This window comes from Chryseobacterium sp. CH25, from assembly GCF_004119455.1.
GTDB lineage: Bacteria > Bacteroidota > Bacteroidia > Flavobacteriales > Weeksellaceae > Chryseobacterium.
In genome coordinates, this window is record NZ_NRQT01000009.1 from 153,791 (window position 1) to 172,132 (window position 18,342).

The window sequence follows — 18,342 nt, forward strand, 5'->3', positions numbered from 1 at the left end:
TAAATTATTCCTAGTTTAGGGATTTAACATAAAATAATTTTTATAAAAACCTGCCCAAAAGGCATGAAAAGGGTAAGAAGAAAACAATTCAGGAGAAAGGGTTGAGAAAAAAATATCCCTCAGACTGAGGGATAAATAAGTATAATTATTTAGGATAACATCCACACGGGCAGTTATCAAATCCATGTTCAGGATAACAGATATCTATTGATGGGCATCTGTATACATATCCGGGACTGCAGGCTCTTACACCGCCATTTATTTGTTTTAACTGATTTTTTGAAATTTTCTTTAAATTTTTCATGGTATAATTTTATTTGTAAGCGTTAAATATATAAATTATTCTTGATGTGGGGATTTAATATAGAGGTATTTTTAACGAATTGACGGGAAAAATTTAAAAAGATGTAGGTATAAAAAGATAATTTAAAGATGGTCTGATAAAATATAAATATTCAAATCCCGTTTGTATCTTACCATGTTATCATTCCTAACATTGGTAAGAAAAATTACATTTCTTGATGTATGATAAGAGAGGGACCATATGGTTTTTCTATTTTTGTACCCGAAAACAACAAACTTTTTTAAACAGTTCAATAATATGAAAAAAATTAGTGTAATTGCATTAGTAGGAGTAGGATTGCTTTTAGCATCATGTGATAAAGGAAAATCTGCAGATACTGCAGCAACAGCTCAGGAGCAAACCGTAGCAGAAAGCAAAGGTGAAACTTTAGCAGTAGACACAGTAGGTTCAGTAGTAAACTGGAAAGCTTTCCATAAAGGAGGTATGGCTCCTCGTTGGGGAACCCTTACTGTAAAGTCTGGAGATATCAGTGTTGACGGAGGTCAGGTTTCCGCAGGAAACTTTGTTATTGATATGAACTCTATCAAAGTAGATCCGGCTTCAGTAACAGAAAAAGATAAAAAACCTGCAGATCTTGAGGCACACCTTAAAAACCCTGATTTCTTTGATGTAGCGAAAAACCCTACTTCAGATTTCAAAATTACAAGTGTTGCTGATTTGAAAGAAGCACCAAAAGATGCTGTAGCAGGAGCTAATAAAACAGTAAGCGGAAACCTTACATTATCTGGAAAAACAATGAATGTTACTTTCCCGGCTAAAGTAGACGTAGCTGAAAATTCAGCGGCTATTCAGGCTAAATTTACTGTAAACAGAGCAGATTGGGGAATTAAATTTGGTACTTCAGAAGCTGATCCTGCAGAATGGATGATTAGCAAAGACATCGAAATTGCGATTGATGTAAAAGCTAAAAAATAAGTTAATAAACTTTATATATCAAGAGCTGTCTAAATTTAGACAGCTCTTTTTTTATTTTAGAAATATGATAAAACCTTTAGTTGATCTTATTACAGCTTATATATTATTTAGGATCAATTGAAAATCCATGAGTTTTGAATACGTACGCAGTACTCACTTCCCAGATAGAGCGGGTTGCCATGTTTCTCAGACCAGAATCCATCCAGAATATCCTGGCTCAGACAACGGTATACTGCAACACCTTTATAGATTTTGCTGTCATCACCTTTATAGTTAAAGTTCAGTACTAAAATACGGTCTTTATAAAATCCTGTTCCGTTCTGGATATGATCTCCAATAATCCATTGGGCAATAATGCGGGCATTTTCATCAACGGATAAAACTAATGTCCCTTGATAAGAAGCCTGGTCAGATTCTTCCTGATTGCTTCCTTTTATGGAATAGGTTCCTGCTAAATCATGTACTGTCATCGATTCATTTTTATGGGTGGCAAATTTAAAAAATCTTATTCTGATAAATATTATAAATGTTTTGGTGACAATTAAAGATGAATTAAAGAACTTTCCAATATAGAAACTAAGCTTTATTTTTGCAGCAAATTAATTTTAGTATGATTCCTTTTCTGCTGATTGCAAACCTTATTACCTTTGGTGTTTTCGGATTTGATAAACTGCAGGCCAAAAGACATCAATGGCGTATTTCCGAGAACGTTCTTTTAGGCCTTTCATTAATCGGTATTCTAGGTGCAGCTTCAGGAATGATTGTTTTTCATCATAAAGTTTCCAAAAAATCTTTCCTGGTGAAATTTTTCATTGTGGTTTTAATTGATGTTGTATTGTTATACCGCTTGATAAGACATTGATTGATATTACTTAATTTGAAAAATGTATTTTTTGAATTAAGTTTTTTCTTACATTTATCATTCAACAATCAAAAACTTTATAACTATGAAAAATCTAAAAAAATGGGAAGAAGCGAAATGAAAATGCTTACAGGTGGAATTGCAAAAGGAATGGTAAGATGTAAGGATCCGGATACTTGTACAGTGAGATGGGGATGGGCTACAGGAGATTCCAGTAATTGTGGTGATTTTGCTATTATATGTGGCGATGCACCGGCAGTTGATCCATGTGATTCGTCTTTATGTCTATAAGCAATTCAAGAGTGTTTTCTGACACTCTTTTTTATGCCTCTGTAAACGTGTATTTTAAACAGAATATTAATTATTTATCTAATAAAATTGTTTTTCATTAAAAATCACTATTTTTGCACTCGTAAAAATCCTATATGCAAAACATTAGAAATATTGCGATTATCGCACACGTTGACCACGGGAAGACGACTTTGGTTGACAAGATCATCCACGCAACCAACATTTTCAGAGAAAATCAGGAGAGTGGGGAATTAATTATGGATAACAATGATCTTGAAAGAGAAAGAGGGATCACCATCTTATCCAAGAATATTTCTGTTACTTATAAAGACACTAAAATTAACGTAATTGATACTCCTGGTCACGCGGATTTCGGTGGAGAAGTAGAGAGAGTATTAAAAATGGCTGACGGAGTTATCCTGTTGGTGGATGCGTTCGAAGGACCAATGCCACAAACAAGATTCGTACTTCAGAAAGCTTTAGAATTAGGATTGAGACCATTAGTGGTTATCAATAAAGTAGATAAACCAAACTGCCGTCCGGACGAAGTTCACGATCAGGTATTTGATTTATTCTTCAACCTTGAAGCAACTGAAGAGCAATTAGATTTCCCAACATTCTACGGGTCTTCTAAACAAGGTTGGTTCAACACTTCATTAGAACAAACTGAAGATATTTTACCATTACTAGATGGTATCTTAGAGCACGTACCAGCTCCAAAAGTAACTGAAGGTAACCTTCAGATGCAGATTACTTCTTTAGATTTCTCTTCTTTCTTAGGAAGAATTGCTATCGGAAAAGTAACAAGAGGAGAGATCAAAGAATCTCAATGGATTGGTCTTGCTCAGGCAGATGGTAAAGTTTTGAAAGGTAAAGTAAAAGAACTTTACGTTTTTGAAGGACTAGGGAAGAAAAAAGTAACTGAAGTACAAGCTGGAGATATCTGTGCTGTAGTAGGTTTCGATTCATTCCAGATCGGTGACTCTTTCGTAGATCTTGAAAATCCAGAACCATTGGAAAGAACTGCAATTGATGAGCCTACATTGAACATGACGTTCTCTATCAACAATTCACCTTTCTTCGGTAAAGACGGTAAATATGTTACTTCTAACCACCTTAAAGAAAGATTAACTAAAGAATTAGAGAAAAACTTAGCATTAAGAGTTCAGCAGACTGATGATGCTAACACTTTCTTAGTATTCGGTAGAGGTATTCTTCACTTATCTGTTTTAATTGAAACAATGAGAAGAGAAGGATATGAAATGACAATCGGTCAGCCACAGGTTATCCTAAGAGAAATTGACGGAGTGAGCTGTGAGCCTTACGAATCTTTAGTAGTTGACGTTCCTGAAGAATATGCTTCAAGAGTTATCGACTTAGCTACTCAGAGAAAAGGTGACCTTCACATTATGGAAACTAAAGGTGAAATGCAGCACATGGAATTCGAGATTCCTTCAAGAGGTTTGATCGGATTACGTTCTCAAATGCTTACAGCTACTGCAGGGGAAGCTATTATGGCTCACCGTTTCACAGAATATAAGCCTTTCAAAGGAGCTATTCCAGGAAGAAACAATGGAGTATTGATCAGCAAAACTACAGGTCCAGCTACTGAATATTCTATCGCTAAACTACAGGATAGAGGTAAGTTCTTCGTTGATCCAGGTGAGGAAATCTACACAGGGATGATTATTGGAGAGCAAAACAAACCTGGAGATCTTGTGGTAAACATCGTAGAAGCAAAACAGCTGAACAACATGAGAGCTTCCGGAAAAGATAAAGATACAGGTGTTGCACCGAAAATTTTATTCTCTCTTGAAGAATGTATGGAATATATCCAGGCTGACGAAGCGATCGAGGTAACTCCAAACTTCATCAGAATGAGAAAGAAAATCCTTTCAGAAGAAGAAAGAAAAAGAGTTGAAAGATCAGCGAAAGCTTAATAAGCTCTGATTTATAATCAATATCATATAGAAAAGCCTCGAATTTTTCGAGGCTTTTTTTCTAAATAATCGAAAAAAATGTTTATTTTTTCAAAAGAATATCCAAAATATCAAAATATAATTTAAAGTAGTTTTACGGCTATGAAAATGAGTAAACTAAAACTTATCGTTTTATTGGGAGTTCTTGCATCTTACAGCACTTCATGTTCTACTCAGAACAATGTTACAAAGACTCCTCCTGCTAAGAATACAACAAAACCTAATACCGGCAATACTACAACCCAGCCAAAACCTCCTGTAGCAGTAAAGCCTACACCAGGAACTTCAACGGAAGAAATATTCAGAACCAGTCTTCCAGAGATTAAAAGAGAATTTCGTGGTGCATGGATTGCCAGTGTTGCCAATATCAACTGGCCATCCAAAAACAATCTTACTGTAGAGCAGCAGAAAGCAGAAGCTATAAGTATGTTGGATATGCTGAAAGACAATAATTTTAATGCTGCTATTTTTCAGATCAGACCCTCTGCAGATGCTTTGTATACAAGTAATCTTGAACCCTGGTCTTATTTCTTAACCGGTGAAACAGGTACAGCACCTTATCCAAACTATGATCCGTTATTATTCTGGATCGAAGAGGCCCATAAAAGAGGATTGGAATTACACGTTTGGCTAAATCCTTATCGTGCCCATCATACTAACGGTGGTACAGTAAATAAGATGTCAATGGCCAACAGAATGTCTGACATTGTAGTGAGATTAAAAAACGGAATGTACTGGTTTGATCCGGCTAATCCGAAAACTCAGGACCACGTATCCAACGTAGTAAAAGATATTGTGAAACGATACGATATTGATGCGATTCACTTTGATGATTATTTCTATCCATACGCTACTTACAATAAAGGAGCAGACTTTCCGGATTATGCAACATGGAGTGCTTATCAGAATAGTGGCGGAACTTTATCAAGAGCAGACTGGAGAAGAGATAATGTAAATAAATTTGTAGAGCGTATCTATAAAGAAATTCACGCAGAAAAAAATAATGTAAGATTTGGAATCAGTCCGTTTGGAATCTGGAAACCGGGATATCCGGCCGGGATTGTAGGATCTTCCCAGTTTGACGAGCTGTATGCAGATGCTAAATTATGGTTGAATAAAGGTTGGGTAGATTATTTCTCTCCACAATTATACTGGCCGATTGATTCAAAAGGGCAGGGCTTTGAAGCATTACTAAACTGGTGGCAGTCAGAAAATACAATGAAACGTCACTTATGGCCAGGTTTGAATACTGTTGAGATTAAAACTTATGACCGTCCAACAGAAATCAAGAACCAGATTGAAATTTCCAGACAAATATTAAAGAATGACGCAGGAGAAATTCACTGGAGTATCGCTGGATTAACTAAAAATCCTGGAATGCTTCCAACACTGAAAAACGGACCTTACAGTGAAAAAGCACTAGTTCCTAAATCTCCATGGATTAAAACTGTTCCATTACAGACGCCAACCTTATTTATTTCAGATAACGGTAGCTTTGCACAGACAAGATGGAGTTCAAAAAACGCTTCAGAAGTTTTCCAATGGGTGCTTTTCACTCAATACGACGGAGTATGGCAAACAGAAATTTTACCACTGGATACTCTTTTCAAAGATGTCCCTAAATTTAAAAATGGTAAAAAACTGAATGGAATTGCCATCAAAGCTATTGACAGATTAGGAAACGAAAGTGATTATATCGCAAAAAAGATCAGATAAAAAAACAATGGTAGTATTATAAAACCATCAAAGTTTAAAAATAAAAGGGTTTAGCTTAAAGTTGAACCCTTTTTTATTGAGTTATTAAGACGCTTTGAGAAATAACATATCTATGCCAGATGATCTATCTATATACCTTGTCATTCTGTAAGCATCTAAATAGTACTTGTTTTGAATGAAATTTTACTGGAAAATACAATATCTTATTCATAAAAATCATCGGTGAAGTAAAACTACTTGAAAATCCCCCGGAATATTGATCTGTATTTTTTATTATGAAACTCCCTTAAATTTCACTATCTTTGCACGCTGAAAGTTCAGGAATCAGGAAACAAAGTGAGAAACTTTGAATCTTAAACTTCAAACTTTCAGACCCTAAACCTTAAACTTTGAATTTTACAATATGAAATGTGGAATTGTAGGCCTTCCGAATGTAGGTAAATCAACACTTTTTAACTGTCTGAGCAATGCAAAAGCTCAATCAGCAAACTATCCTTTCTGTACTATTGAACCGAACCTGGGAACAGTTTCAGTACCGGATCAGAGACTATTTGAATTGGAGAAAATCGTAAAACCTGAGAGAGTTTTACCAGCTGTAGTTGAGATCGTTGATATTGCAGGTCTTGTAAAAGGAGCCAGCAAAGGAGAAGGATTGGGGAACCAGTTCCTGGCAAATATCCGTGAGTGTGAGGCAATCATCCACGTTTTAAGATGTTTTGATAACGGAAATATTGTTCACGTAGAAGGTTCAGTAGACCCGTTAAGAGATAAAGAAATTATTGATATCGAGCTTCAGCTGAAAGACCTTGAAACAGTAGGGAAAGCAGTTGAAAAAGCTAAAAAATTCATCAAATCCGGTAAGAAAGAAGATATCCTTACTTACGAAACCCTTCAGAATTTACAGAAATTCCTTGAAGACGGAAAAAATGCAAGAGAATTTGCGATGGATGACTTTACAAAGTCAATTATTGCAGATGTTCAGCTTTTAACAAACAAACCGGTACTTTACGTTTGTAACGTAGATGAAAATTCTATCAAAAACGGAAACGAGTGGATTGCAAAGATTGAGAAAATGGCTCAGAATGAAGGTGCTGAAGTAGTAGTATTAGCTGCTCAAATTGAAGCAGACATCAACGAACTTGAGACTTTTGAAGAAAGAGAAATTTTCCTTGATGAACTTGGACTTACAGAACCTGGGGTAAACCGTTTGATCAGAAAAGCTTATGATCTTTTAAAACTTCAGACGTATTTCACTGCCGGAGTTAAAGAGGTAAGAGCATGGACTATCGGACAGGGATGGACAGCTCCTCAAGCAGCTGGAGTAATCCACACAGACTTTGAAAAAGGATTCATCCGTGCAGAAGTAATCAAGTATAATGATTATATGACTTACGGTTCAGAAGCAAAAGTAAAAGAAGCCGGAAAACTTTCTGTAGAAGGTAAAGAATATATAGTTCAGGATGGAGACATCATGCACTTCAGATTCAACGTATAAGAAAAAATATTAAAGTTAGTTTATAAAAAAACGCTTCCATAATTGTTTGGGAGCGTTTTTGCATTCATGAGAAAAACTTTTTAACATGAAATATACTACTGTAGTTTAATAACTACTAAAAAAATAAAAAGCACTTTCAAAACAATGAAAGTGCTCAAATTATAAAAAATAACATGAGGTTCATGTTTTAATCTAATGGCGGATGAATGATGATTTGACATTTTCTTTCAAAGCATTTTGCGCCAATAGTTGTACAGAAACCTGTAGCAGGATCAATACACTGCAATAGCCCGCCAGTGATTGATCGTAATTCTTTTTTGTTCAGCTTTTTGCCGTTGTTTAGATTCTCCATAGTTTTTCTATTTTAAAAATGGATTTGCTATTGTTGTTAAATCTCAATTCCAGGCTGGCATTGTAGCTCTGCACACGCAAAAGAAATTTTTTTACAAGTCAGATTCGCAAGGAGACACATTTCTTTTCCGCCCGTAATTACTCTTAATTCTTTTTTGTTTAATCTTTTTCCGTTGTTTAGATTTTGTTTTTCCATGATTTCTAATTTTTTAATATGTAATTAAAAGTTGTTTTAAAAAGGAAATGGAGGTTCTGGTGCATATCTGCACTCTCTTTCAGCGCATCTTATTCCGGTATCTATGCAGCGCCCCGTTTCATGATCAAGACACATCTGTAATCCTCCTTTAATAGATTTTAGTTCTTTCTTATTTAGTTTTTTTGCATTTTTCATAGTATTAATTTTGTAAAGGTTGATGATTATTCTATAATAATTGGGGCTGGTCTGCATTCTTTTTGTCCGCACACAGGAGAAATAATTGTACAGCCATTGGGATATGGAGATTCACATGGTTCATAGGGAGTGGGGCAAAGTACCGGTTCCATACAGTTTAATAATCCACCAGTAATGCATTTCAGCTCTTTTTGTTCAGTCTTTTACCAGACTGAAGGAATTTGTTTTTCATTAGTTTGATTTTTAGTGAGTTAGTTAAATACTAAAGTAGTAAAAATAATCTTTCGTATATCACTTTCTGTAGAAAAAAATGAAATAAACATTTTTATTATATTAAAAATCAACTTTGTATATTTGAATTTTACAATTGATTGCTTATGGAGAAAATCGTCCATTCCTCATTAGAAGATTTCTATAGAAAAATGACTGAAAAACTGGGGAAAAGTCTGGAAGAAATTCTTCCCAAAGGTCTCCATAAGGATATCGGACACTTTAATGTGTTTGATATAGCCCAAACGCTTGAAAGAGTAAAAAGCACTTCTGAAATGCCCTATAACAGACGCAAATATTATAAAATAAGCCTGATCAGAGGGAAAAACAGAGCTGAGTATGCCGATAAGATTATTTCAATAGAAGAAAACGCGCTGCTGTTTGCCACTCCCAAGGTTCCTTATCATTGGGTACCTGAGGATGCCCAGCAGTCCGGAAGTTTTTGTGTCTTTACCGAAGATTTTTTTGTTAAAGAAACCTCTTACAATACCTTAGAAAATCTACCTATTTTTCAGCCGGGAGCCGTTCCGGTATTTGAAATTGATAATGACCTGGCAGATGAGATAGAACTTCTTTTTAAAAAAATAAAAAAAGAAATAGATTCAGATTATATATTTAAATACGATCTGATAAGGAATTACGTATGGGAACTGATTCACTATGGGCAGAAGCTACAGCCTGCAACTAAAATATCAGTATCAAAAGATGCTTCCATGAGAGTGGTATCTTTATTTATAGAATTATTGGAAAGACAGTTTCCTATTGAATCCCGTGAGCAGAAGCTACAGCTGAGAACAGCAAAAGACTACGCAGAAAGATTGTCTGTACATGTTAATTATCTTAATAAAAGACTGAAAGAAAGTACCGGGAAAACAACTACAGAATTTATTGGTGACCGCATTATTCAAGAAGCAAAGATTCTTTTAAGGCAGACCCAGTGGAATGTATCAGAAATTTCTTTTGCTCTTGGATTTGAGGAAATTGCTCACTTTTCAAATTTTTTCAAAAAGAAAACATCGTTTACCCCTTTAGAATTTCGGTCATGATTTGAATTTTGCAAATTTCGGATTGATTCGGGTAAACTCTTTCTACTCTAAATGTGTCAACTTTGTATCATTAAAACAACCAAAAATATGGAAACAAAGACAAAAATAGCATTGGTAACCGGAGGAAGCAGAGGCTTGGGTAAAAATTCAGCACTTAAGATTGCACAAAAAGGCCTGGATGTTATCATTACGTATAGAAGCAATATAGAAGAAGCAGAAGCCGTTGTTAACGAGATAAAAGCTATGGGAAGAAATGCGGTTGCGTTTCAGCTGGACACAAAAGACCGTAAAAGCTTTGATACTTTTATAAAGAATGTTACCAGCCATTTAGAAGAATCTACCGGAAGCTCAAATATAGATTATCTCATCAATAATGCCGGAACAGCTTTGTATTCACCTATTACAGAAGTTACGGAAGAGCAGGTGGATGATATTATAGATATTCACTTTAAAGGAGTATTCTTTTTAACCCAAAAGCTATTGCCTTTCATTAATAATGGAGGAGGAATTGTTAATATTTCTTCAGGGTTGGCAAGATTTGCAACACCAGGTTCTTCAGTGTACGGATCAATAAAGGCAGGTGTAGAGATGCTTACTAAATATATGGCCAAAGAACTAGGTTCCAGAAGAATTAAAGCCAATGTAGTAGCTCCGGGAGCTATTGAAACAGATTTTGGTGGCGGAAGAGTAAGGGATAACAAAGAAATTAATGAAGCAGTTGCCAGTGCTACAGCGTTGGGAAGAGTAGGGTTACCGGATGATATCGGTGGAATAGTGGCATTCCTTTGTACTGACGATGCAGGCTGGATTAACGGGCAAAGAATTGAAGCCTCAGGTGGGGTATTTTTGTAAATTCGTAAATAGTATTCATAAAAAAGTCTATCTCAACCAGAGATAGACTTTTTAAATATAATGTAAGGAGTATTGAATTAAGGTGTCTTGCATTCCGGTTCCCCACAAAATCTCCCATATTGTATACATTCTGCGTAGCCTTCCGGTCTGCAGATTCTTAATCCACCTTTGATGACACACAATTGTTTTTTGCTCAATTTTCTTCCGTTAAGTTCAATGTTGTTTTTCATAGTTTTAGATTTTTATAAATGGGTGTTATTAAGGTCTGCATATTTTTTGTCCGCAATAAGGAGAAATCATAGCACAGCCGTTTTCGTCAACATTTGAATGGCATGGTTCCATATGAGGAAGACAAATCTCCTGAGCGGGCATACAGTCTATAAGACCTCCTGCTATTGTTTTTAATTCTTTTTTACTTAGTTTTTTTGCATTCAATGCTGTTTGGGTTTTCATAATTCTGATTTTTAATGAGTTAGTTATTACGAATATATGAAAAGTTTCAATAGTAAATCACCAGTTGAAGAAAAAATGATAGGGTATGTTTCTGCTAGTCTCTGAAAATGATTATACTTTTGAAAGATTTTCAATAGCTCTTTCCAATGTTTCCTGCTTCTTGGCAAAACACAGTCTGATAACATTTTCATTCAGTTTGTTTTTGTAAAATGATGAAAACGGAACACTTGCCACCTTATGATTGATGGTAAGTTCACTGGCAAAATCAAAATCACTTTTATCTGAAATCTTAGAGTATTTTAGAGCCTGGAAATAGGTGCCTTCGCAATCCAAAAGTTCAAAAGAAGTTCCGGAAAGTCCTTTTCTCAGGAAATCTCTTTTCTCCTGAAAGAATTGATTAAGATAAAGATAATGTTCGTCATCTTTCATATACTCAGCCAAAGCAAGCTGCATAGGGGTATTAACACAAAAAACATTAAACTGATGTACTTTTCTGAACTCATCTGTTAAAGCTTTTGGAGCAGCACAATATCCTACCTTCCAGCCTGTAACATGGAAAAGCTTTCCAAATGAAGCTACAAGAAGACTTCTTTCTTTCAGTTCCGGATATTTACAGATACTTAAATGCTGTTTTCCGTCAAAAATAATATTTTCATATACTTCATCACTTAAAATAAGGATAGATGTTCCTTTTACCAACTGAATCAGCTCATTGATATCCTCTTCTTTTAGTATTTTCCCTGATGGATTGTTCGGATTGTTGAGGATAATCATCTTGGTTTTATCACTGATCAGATTTTTTACAGCAATCCAGTCGATTTGATAGTCCGGAGCCTTCATTTCAAATCGTTTTACAATACCTCCAAAAAGTTCAACCGTAGGTTCGTAGCAATCATAAGCAGGCTCAAAAATAATTACTTCATCATCTTTTTTTATAAAAGCAGCAATGGCTGTAAAAATAGCCTGAGTTCCGCCTGCAGTTACTGTAATTTCTGAATCCGGATGATAAGCGCTTTGATGACTGTTTTCAATTTTTCTTGCAATTTCTTCCTTTAAGCCAATCATTCCACCCAGCGGAGCATATTGATTAAACCCTTTTTTTATAAAATGATCTACATTATTTAATAATTCGGAATCCGGCATAAAATCAGGAAATCCCTGAGACAGGTTAATGGCTTCATTTTCATTGGCAAGCTGCGTCATTTGACTGAAAATAGTAGTTCCTACATTGGAAAGTTTCGACAAAGGAAGTTGTATCATAAAAAAACAGATTTTGTTGATACCGAATTTAATGAATTATTTACAACGGATCTTATTTAAATCTTATTTATGCAATCCATGTAATGAAATTTGATTTCTTTAACCAGATAGCCATTATAGATTTATGCATTAATAAAAATCATTCGTGCATTCGTGGCATTATAAAAGCTTTTCTGGTATCTGCATAATCAGTAAAATCAATGAGAATTATTTAGGGTGGAAATCTTAGTATTTTCCCAACAATTTCCTTCGGTTTTTTGCTGTATAGAATAAATTTAAACGTTTGTTTGGAAAATGTAACAATTTGCTTTTAAATATGTTTAGAGATGCTTACATTTGTTATGCTGAAAATAATTTAAAAACCAATAGCAATGAAAATTAAGAAGATTGAGTTTCCTACAACATCCATTTTGTTCCAGGGAAAAGAAAAGTTTGATTATGCAGATAGTTTTGTGGGGGGATTGGTAGGAAATGGACAAAATTTCGATATTGCCCAAATTGGAAAAGCTTTTTTTACATGCGGACCAACATGGGGAAAGAAAATGTTTGCTTTCAGAAATAAGGTAGTTAAATGGTTTGGACTGAAAACTGGTGCTGAAACTGATCCGGTGAAAGAAGCCGAAAGTTTTACAGGGGAAGTAGGAGAGCATATTGGAATTTTTAAGGTATTTAATAAAACCAATAATGAAATTATACTGGGTGAAGATGATAAACATTTAGATTTTAGAGTCTCTCTTTTATTTGATAAAAATCAGGGTGGGCAGGATGAAAATTCTTTAACCATTTCCACCACGGTTAAGTTCCATAACTGGTTGGGAGTATTGTATTTTTTACCGGTACGCCCCTTTCATCAACTTATTGTTCCGGCTATGCTTAAAAATATAATCGGTAAGCTGGAAAATGCCAAGTAATAATTTTCAGAGGGTAAATATCGAAATACAGACATTTAGCCTTTATTTAATTAAGTCTACTTTTTTGTAATGTAAATACATATTTCAGGAAGAAAGTTGATAAAAAAGGAAGATTAAAATTCGGATAATTTTGGACAATTTCGTACTTTTGTATGTTTGCTGAAATCATATATGTCACAAGAAATAAATCCAACCTACTCCGAAGAGAATATCAGAACCCTCGATTGGCAGGAACATATCCGTCTGCGTCCCGGCATGTACATCGGGAAGCTGGGTGACGGTTCATCTGCCGATGACGGTATTTACATTTTACTTAAAGAAATCCTGGATAACTCCATTGATGAGTTCAGGATGAGAGCCGGAAAAAGAATTGAAATAAAGCTGGATGACGGCAAAGTTACCATCCGTGACTTTGGTCGTGGAATCCCATTGGGAAAGATGATCGATGCTGTTTCCAAAATGAATACCGGAGGTAAATACGACAGTAAAGCGTTCAAAAAATCTGTCGGACTGAACGGGGTGGGTACAAAAGCTGTAAATGCCCTTTCAGACTATTTTAGAGTACGCTCTTTCCGTGATGGGAAAATGAAGGCCGCAGAATTCTCTCGCGGTATGATCAAAGAAGACTTTGATGAAAAGGAAACTTCAGACAGAAACGGAACTGAAATTTCATTTATTCCCGATGGAGAAATCTTCCAGCATTTCAAATACAGAAAAGAGTATATCGAAAGAATGCTCCGCAACTATGCGTATCTGAATCCGGGACTGAAAATACTGTTTAATGGTGAAACCTACTTTTCTGAAAACGGTCTGAAAGACCTTTTAGAAGAAGAACTGGAAAGCGATATCCTTTATCCGATTGTTCATTTAAAAGATGAAGATATTGAAGTGGCCATTACCCATTCTGATAAATCACAGACGGAAACTTACTTTTCATTCGTTAATGGGCAGAATACAACACAGGGTGGTACTCACCTGAATGCTTTCCGTGAAGCATATGTGAAAACAATCCGTGAGTTTTTCAATAAAAGTTTTGATGCTTCTGATATCAGAAAATCAATCATTGCAGCGATTTCCATCAATGTAGAAGAGCCGGTTTTCGAATCTCAGACCAAAACAAAACTGGGATCCAATGATATGGGGCCTAACGGACCAACCGTAAGAACTTTTATTATTGATTTCCTTAAAAGTAAACTGGATAATTTTTTACATAAGAATCCTGAAATAGCTGAAGCCATTCAAAGAAAGATTCTGATCTCTGAGAGAGAGAGAAAAGAACTTTCCGGAATTCAGAAACTGGCCAGAGAAAGAGCTAAAAAAGTATCTCTGCATAATAAAAAGCTGCGCGACTGCAGACAGCATTATAACGATCAGAAAGCTGAAAGAAAAGGAGATACACAGATCTTTATTACTGAGGGAGATTCCGCATCCGGGTCTATCACCAAGTCAAGAGATGTTGAAACACAGGCTGTATTCTCGTTAAAAGGAAAGCCTCTGAACTGCTACGGACTGACCAAAAAAGTGGTATACGAAAATGAGGAATTCAACCTTCTTCAGGCTGCTTTAAATATTGAAGAAAGTTTGGAAGACCTGAGATACAATCAGGTAATTATTGCAACCGATGCCGATGTGGATGGTATGCACATCCGTCTGTTGATGATTACATTCTTCCTGCAGTTCTTCCCGGATCTGATTAAAAACGGTCACCTTTATATCCTTCAGACTCCATTATTCAGGGTGAGAAATAAAAAAGAGACCCGATACTGCTATTCAGAAACAGAAAGAGTAAAAGCATTGAATGAACTTGGGAAAAACCCTGAGATTACACGATTCAAAGGACTGGGTGAAATTTCACCGGATGAATTTAAACATTTCATTGGTAAAGATATCCGTTTAGAGCCTGTGGTAGTGGGGAAAGACCAGACCATAGACCAGTTACTGGAGTTTTATATGGGAAAAAATACACCTGATAGACAGACTTTCATCCTTGAGAACTTGGTGGTGGAAGATGATTCTGATATTGATAAAAAACACATTCTTGATGAAATAGACAGTTAAACATTGTTCATGACACCAAAGAATCACAATGAGATTAAGTAACCGTAGTAAAGCACCAGTTTACAACTTTATAAACACGCTATTGATGATGATAGTTGTGTTTGGAATAGCCGGATTTTTAGTCAATAAGTACAGGTTTCATATACTAGGAAGCGAAAGCTATCTGATGGTTCTTGTTCCCCTATTATTGCTGATAATCTTTTATCTTAACGGCCGACAGATTTTTGAATACGACAGTGATGGAGAAGCACTGCATTTTAAAAACAGGAATATTATTCCCTTTTTAAGCAAGCCTCTTCATGATGAGTTTCCAAAGTATAAGCTGGTAAAATATGATGTAATCAGTATACTCTTTATCAAAAGACTATACATTACCGTTTCAAGTAAGAATAATGGATCTACCATCCTGAAATACCAGATCTCTTATTTGAGCGGAAAAGAAGTAAATGATTTAAAACTCTCTCTGAATAAAGTTGTAAAAGCTAATAAAGAGAAAAAAGATTAATATAACAGATGACGACAGAAGAATATTCGCATGAGGGTGAAAGCTTAAAGAAGGTTTCCGGTCTCTATAAAGACTGGTTTCTGGATTATGCTTCCTATGTGATTTTGGATAGAGCCATTCCTTCAATATTTGATGGGCTAAAGCCCGTTCAGAGAAGAATTATGCACTCTATGCGGGAACTGGAAGACGGCCGTTACAATAAGGTGGCCAATATCGTAGGAAATACGATGAAATATCACCCACATGGTGATGCTTCTATTACGGATGCCATGGTAGGAATCGGGCAGAGAGAACTTTTGATAGACACCCAAGGAAACTGGGGAAATATCTATACAGGTGACTCTGCAGCGGCGGCGAGATATATTGAAGCCAGATTAACACCTTTTGCTCTGGAAGTAGTCTTTAATCCTAAAACGACAGAATGGACGAAATCTTATGACGGAAGAAATAACGAACCGATAGATTTGCCTGTGAAATTCCCGTTGCTTTTGGCGCAGGGAGTTGAAGGAATCGGAGTAGGGCTTTCTACAAAAATTCTTCCTCATAACTTTAATGAATTAATTAATGCTTCTGTTGCTCATTTAAAAGGTAAAAAGTTTGAGCTATATCCGGATTTCCTTACAGCAGGTTTCTTAGATGTTTCTGAATACAATGACGGTCATAGAGGTGGAAAAGTAAGAGCCAGAGCAAGAATCAATCAGGTGGATAAACACACTTTGATGATTACCGAGCTTCCGTTTTCAAAAACGACGAGCGATCTTATAGATTCTGTGTTAAAAGCCAACGAAAAAGGAAAGATTAAGATTAAAAAAATTGAAGATAATACTTCAGATAAAGTAGAAATTCTGATCCATCTTCATAATGATATGTCTCCTGATAAAACGATCGATGCATTGTACGCATTTACAGATTGTCAGGTTACGATTTCTCCGAATGCCTGTGTAATTGTTGGAGATAAGCCTATGTTCCTGAATGTTTCTGAGATCTTAAGAAGAAATACAGAACATACCAAAGAATTACTGAATAAAGAACTTGAGATCGAGCTTCATGAATTACAGGAAAGCTGGCATTTCTCCTCATTGGAAAGAATCTTCATCGAAAACAGGATCTATCACGACATCGAAGAAGTGAAGAGCTGGGAAGATGTTCTGAAAACCATTGATAAAGGATTAAAACCTCATACCAAACATCTTTTAAGAGCGGTAACAGAAGAAGATATTTTAAAATTAACAGAGATCAGAATCAAGAGAATTTCAAGATTCGATTTAGATAAATTTAAAGAAAATATTGCCTCTCTTGAAGGTCAAATTGAGCAGGTAAAACACAACCTTGCCAACCTGACAGCCTATGCTATTGAATATTATCTGAATATCCAGAAGAAATACGGAAAAGACAGGCAGAGAAAAACAGAACTTAGAATCTTTGATACCATTGATGCAACCAAAGTAGCAGTAGCCAATGAGAAGTTCTATGCCAACTTTGAAGAAGGCTTCATCGGAACATCACTGAAGAAAGATCAGTATATGTTTGACTGTTCTGATATTGATGACATCATTACTTTCAGAAAAGATGGCAGCATGAAGGTGGTAAAAGTGGAAGCCAAAACTTTTATCGGAAAAGATATTCTGCACGTTGCCGTATGGAAGAAAAACGATAAGAGAACGGTTTATAACATGATCTATCGTGAAGGAAGGGAAGGTCCTTACTATATGAAGCGTTTCTCTGTAACCGGAGTAACAAGGAATACAGATTATCCTTTAGCTTCAGATAAAAAAGGTTCAGAAACCCTATATTTTTCAGCCAACCCGAATGGTGAAGCAGAAACCGTTACGGTTCTTTTAAAACCAAACCCTAGAATCAGAAAGAATAAAATGGAAATCAATTTCTCTGATCTTGCGATTAAAGGACGTGATTCCAAAGGAAATCTGGTGACCAAATATGCAGTGAAGAAAGTAGACCTTAAAGAAGAAGGTGTTTCTACACTCGCTCCAAGAAGAATCTGGTTTGATGATACGGTAAGAAGACTGAATGCTGATGTAAGAGGTACTTTATTAGGGAGTTTCAAAGGAGATGATAAAATATTAACCATCAATACCAATGGAGAAGTAAAACTTGTTTCCTTTGATTTAGGGAACCGTTTTGATGATGAATATCTGGTATTGGAAAAATGGAAGCCTGAACAGCCTATTACGTGTATCTACTATGACGGGGAAAAAGATATTTATTTCATCAAGAGATTCTTGCTGGAAAATACGGTAAATATACAGACCTTCATGCCATCTGAACACCCGAAATCATTTATAGAAAATGTAATTGTAGCCAATGATGCTACAGCAGAAATCATTTTTGCAAAGGATAAAGGGAAAGAGCGTGATCCGGAAACTATTAATATTGACGAATTTATTACCGTAAAAGGAATAAAAGCCATTGGAAACCAATTCACAAAATTTAAAGTAAAAGCCATCAATATTACCATTCCTGAACCTGTAGAAGAGGAGCCGGAAGTATATGAAGATCCGGAACCAACAGGAGATATGGATGAAGAGGGTGGAATTATCGGAGATCTGTTCCAGGAAGATGGAGCTAATGAAACTGAATAGGTTTTTATAAATTTACATTTAAG

The 18,342-nt window shown here is 35.6% G+C and carries 19 protein-coding genes; 12 read left to right on the forward strand and 7 right to left on the reverse strand.

All coding sequences use genetic code 11. The features are described 5' to 3' along the window. Positions 1-145: 145 nt before the first annotated feature. Positions 146-304, reverse strand: coding sequence for a bacteriocin-like protein (locus BOQ64_RS18610; RefSeq protein ID WP_129057232.1), 159 nt, complete (start codon positions 302-304; stop codon positions 146-148). Between the two features lie 297 nt (positions 305-601). On the opposite strand from BOQ64_RS18610, the gene BOQ64_RS18615 reads away from it, so the two are divergent. Continuing rightward, entirely contained in the window at positions 602-1,279 is a 678-nt protein-coding gene (locus BOQ64_RS18615) for a YceI family protein (protein ID WP_129057233.1), read from the forward strand. A gap of 113 nt (positions 1,280-1,392) precedes the next feature. On the opposite strand, the gene BOQ64_RS18620 is transcribed toward BOQ64_RS18615, so the two are convergent. Continuing rightward, positions 1,393-1,749 carry a hypothetical protein gene (locus tag BOQ64_RS18620; protein WP_129057234.1) on the reverse strand — a complete coding sequence of 119 codons (357 nt, stop codon included), beginning with the start codon at positions 1,747-1,749 and terminating at the stop codon, positions 1,393-1,395. A gap of 140 nt (positions 1,750-1,889) precedes the next feature. Between BOQ64_RS18620 and BOQ64_RS18625 the strand changes: the two genes are divergently transcribed. From BOQ64_RS18625 to ychF, 5 genes are all read left to right on the forward strand, one after another. Beyond that, positions 1,890-2,141, forward strand: a complete 252-nt coding sequence (locus BOQ64_RS18625) for a DUF1294 domain-containing protein (RefSeq protein ID WP_129057235.1) — start codon at positions 1,890-1,892, stop codon at positions 2,139-2,141. Between the two features lie 102 nt (positions 2,142-2,243). Further along, positions 2,244-2,432 carry a hypothetical protein gene (locus tag BOQ64_RS18630; protein WP_129057236.1) on the forward strand — a complete coding sequence of 63 codons (189 nt, stop codon included), beginning with the start codon at positions 2,244-2,246 and terminating at the stop codon, positions 2,430-2,432. Between the two features lie 134 nt (positions 2,433-2,566). After that, complete coding sequence (gene typA / locus BOQ64_RS18635; protein WP_129057237.1) at positions 2,567-4,372, forward strand: translational GTPase TypA; 1,806 nt, start codon at positions 2,567-2,569, stop codon at positions 4,370-4,372. 141 nt (positions 4,373-4,513) lie between these two features. Continuing rightward, entirely contained in the window at positions 4,514-6,127 is a 1,614-nt protein-coding gene (locus BOQ64_RS18640; protein WP_129057238.1) for a glycoside hydrolase family 10 protein, read from the forward strand. A 403-nt stretch (positions 6,128-6,530) separates the two neighbouring features. After that, entirely contained in the window at positions 6,531-7,622 is a 1,092-nt protein-coding gene (ychF, locus tag BOQ64_RS18645) for a redox-regulated ATPase YchF (RefSeq protein WP_129057239.1), read from the forward strand. 187 nt (positions 7,623-7,809) lie between these two features. Here ychF and BOQ64_RS18650 read toward each other — a convergent pair whose 3' ends face one another. After that, entirely contained in the window at positions 7,810-7,974 is a 165-nt protein-coding gene (locus tag BOQ64_RS18650; protein ID WP_129057240.1) for a bacteriocin, read from the reverse strand. A 36-nt stretch (positions 7,975-8,010) separates the two neighbouring features. Further along, positions 8,011-8,169 carry a hypothetical protein gene (locus tag BOQ64_RS23220; RefSeq protein WP_164975848.1) on the reverse strand — a complete coding sequence of 53 codons (159 nt, stop codon included), beginning with the start codon at positions 8,167-8,169 and terminating at the stop codon, positions 8,011-8,013. A gap of 572 nt (positions 8,170-8,741) precedes the next feature. Here BOQ64_RS23220 and BOQ64_RS18660 point away from each other — a divergent pair. After that, positions 8,742-9,680, forward strand: a complete 939-nt coding sequence (locus BOQ64_RS18660; protein ID WP_129057242.1) for a helix-turn-helix domain-containing protein — start codon at positions 8,742-8,744, stop codon at positions 9,678-9,680. 87 nt (positions 9,681-9,767) lie between these two features. After that, on the forward strand, positions 9,768-10,532 hold the full coding sequence (locus BOQ64_RS18665) for an SDR family NAD(P)-dependent oxidoreductase (RefSeq protein ID WP_129057243.1): 765 nt from the start codon (positions 9,768-9,770) through the stop codon (positions 10,530-10,532). A 77-nt stretch (positions 10,533-10,609) separates the two neighbouring features. On the opposite strand, the gene BOQ64_RS23225 is transcribed toward BOQ64_RS18665, so the two are convergent. From BOQ64_RS23225 to BOQ64_RS18675, 3 genes are all read right to left on the reverse strand, one after another. Further along, positions 10,610-10,762 carry a hypothetical protein gene (locus BOQ64_RS23225; RefSeq protein WP_164975849.1) on the reverse strand — a complete coding sequence of 51 codons (153 nt, stop codon included), beginning with the start codon at positions 10,760-10,762 and terminating at the stop codon, positions 10,610-10,612. 28 nt (positions 10,763-10,790) lie between these two features. Continuing rightward, the gene (locus BOQ64_RS18670) at positions 10,791-10,985 is read right to left on the reverse strand and encodes a bacteriocin (protein ID WP_129057244.1); all 195 of its coding nucleotides are present in this window, start codon (positions 10,983-10,985) and stop codon (positions 10,791-10,793) included. Between the two features lie 111 nt (positions 10,986-11,096). Further along, the gene (locus tag BOQ64_RS18675; protein WP_129057245.1) at positions 11,097-12,245 is read right to left on the reverse strand and encodes a methionine aminotransferase; all 1,149 of its coding nucleotides are present in this window, start codon (positions 12,243-12,245) and stop codon (positions 11,097-11,099) included. A 371-nt stretch (positions 12,246-12,616) separates the two neighbouring features. Here BOQ64_RS18675 and BOQ64_RS18680 point away from each other — a divergent pair, with 371 nt between their 5' ends. From BOQ64_RS18680 to BOQ64_RS18695, 4 genes are all read left to right on the forward strand, one after another. After that, positions 12,617-13,156: a DUF2867 domain-containing protein gene (locus BOQ64_RS18680; RefSeq protein WP_129057246.1), complete on the forward strand. Its 540-nt coding sequence runs from the start codon at positions 12,617-12,619 to the stop codon at positions 13,154-13,156. A gap of 171 nt (positions 13,157-13,327) precedes the next feature. Continuing rightward, positions 13,328-15,214, forward strand: a complete 1,887-nt coding sequence (locus tag BOQ64_RS18685) for a DNA topoisomerase IV subunit B (protein WP_129057247.1) — start codon at positions 13,328-13,330, stop codon at positions 15,212-15,214. Between the two features lie 85 nt (positions 15,215-15,299). After that, a complete protein-coding gene (locus BOQ64_RS18690) occupies positions 15,300-15,719 on the forward strand; it encodes a hypothetical protein (RefSeq protein WP_228448468.1) in 420 nt (139 codons plus the stop codon). A gap of 8 nt (positions 15,720-15,727) precedes the next feature. Beyond that, the gene (locus BOQ64_RS18695; protein ID WP_129057248.1) at positions 15,728-18,319 is read left to right on the forward strand and encodes a DNA gyrase/topoisomerase IV subunit A; all 2,592 of its coding nucleotides are present in this window, start codon (positions 15,728-15,730) and stop codon (positions 18,317-18,319) included. The last annotated feature ends 23 nt before the right edge of the window (positions 18,320-18,342 follow it).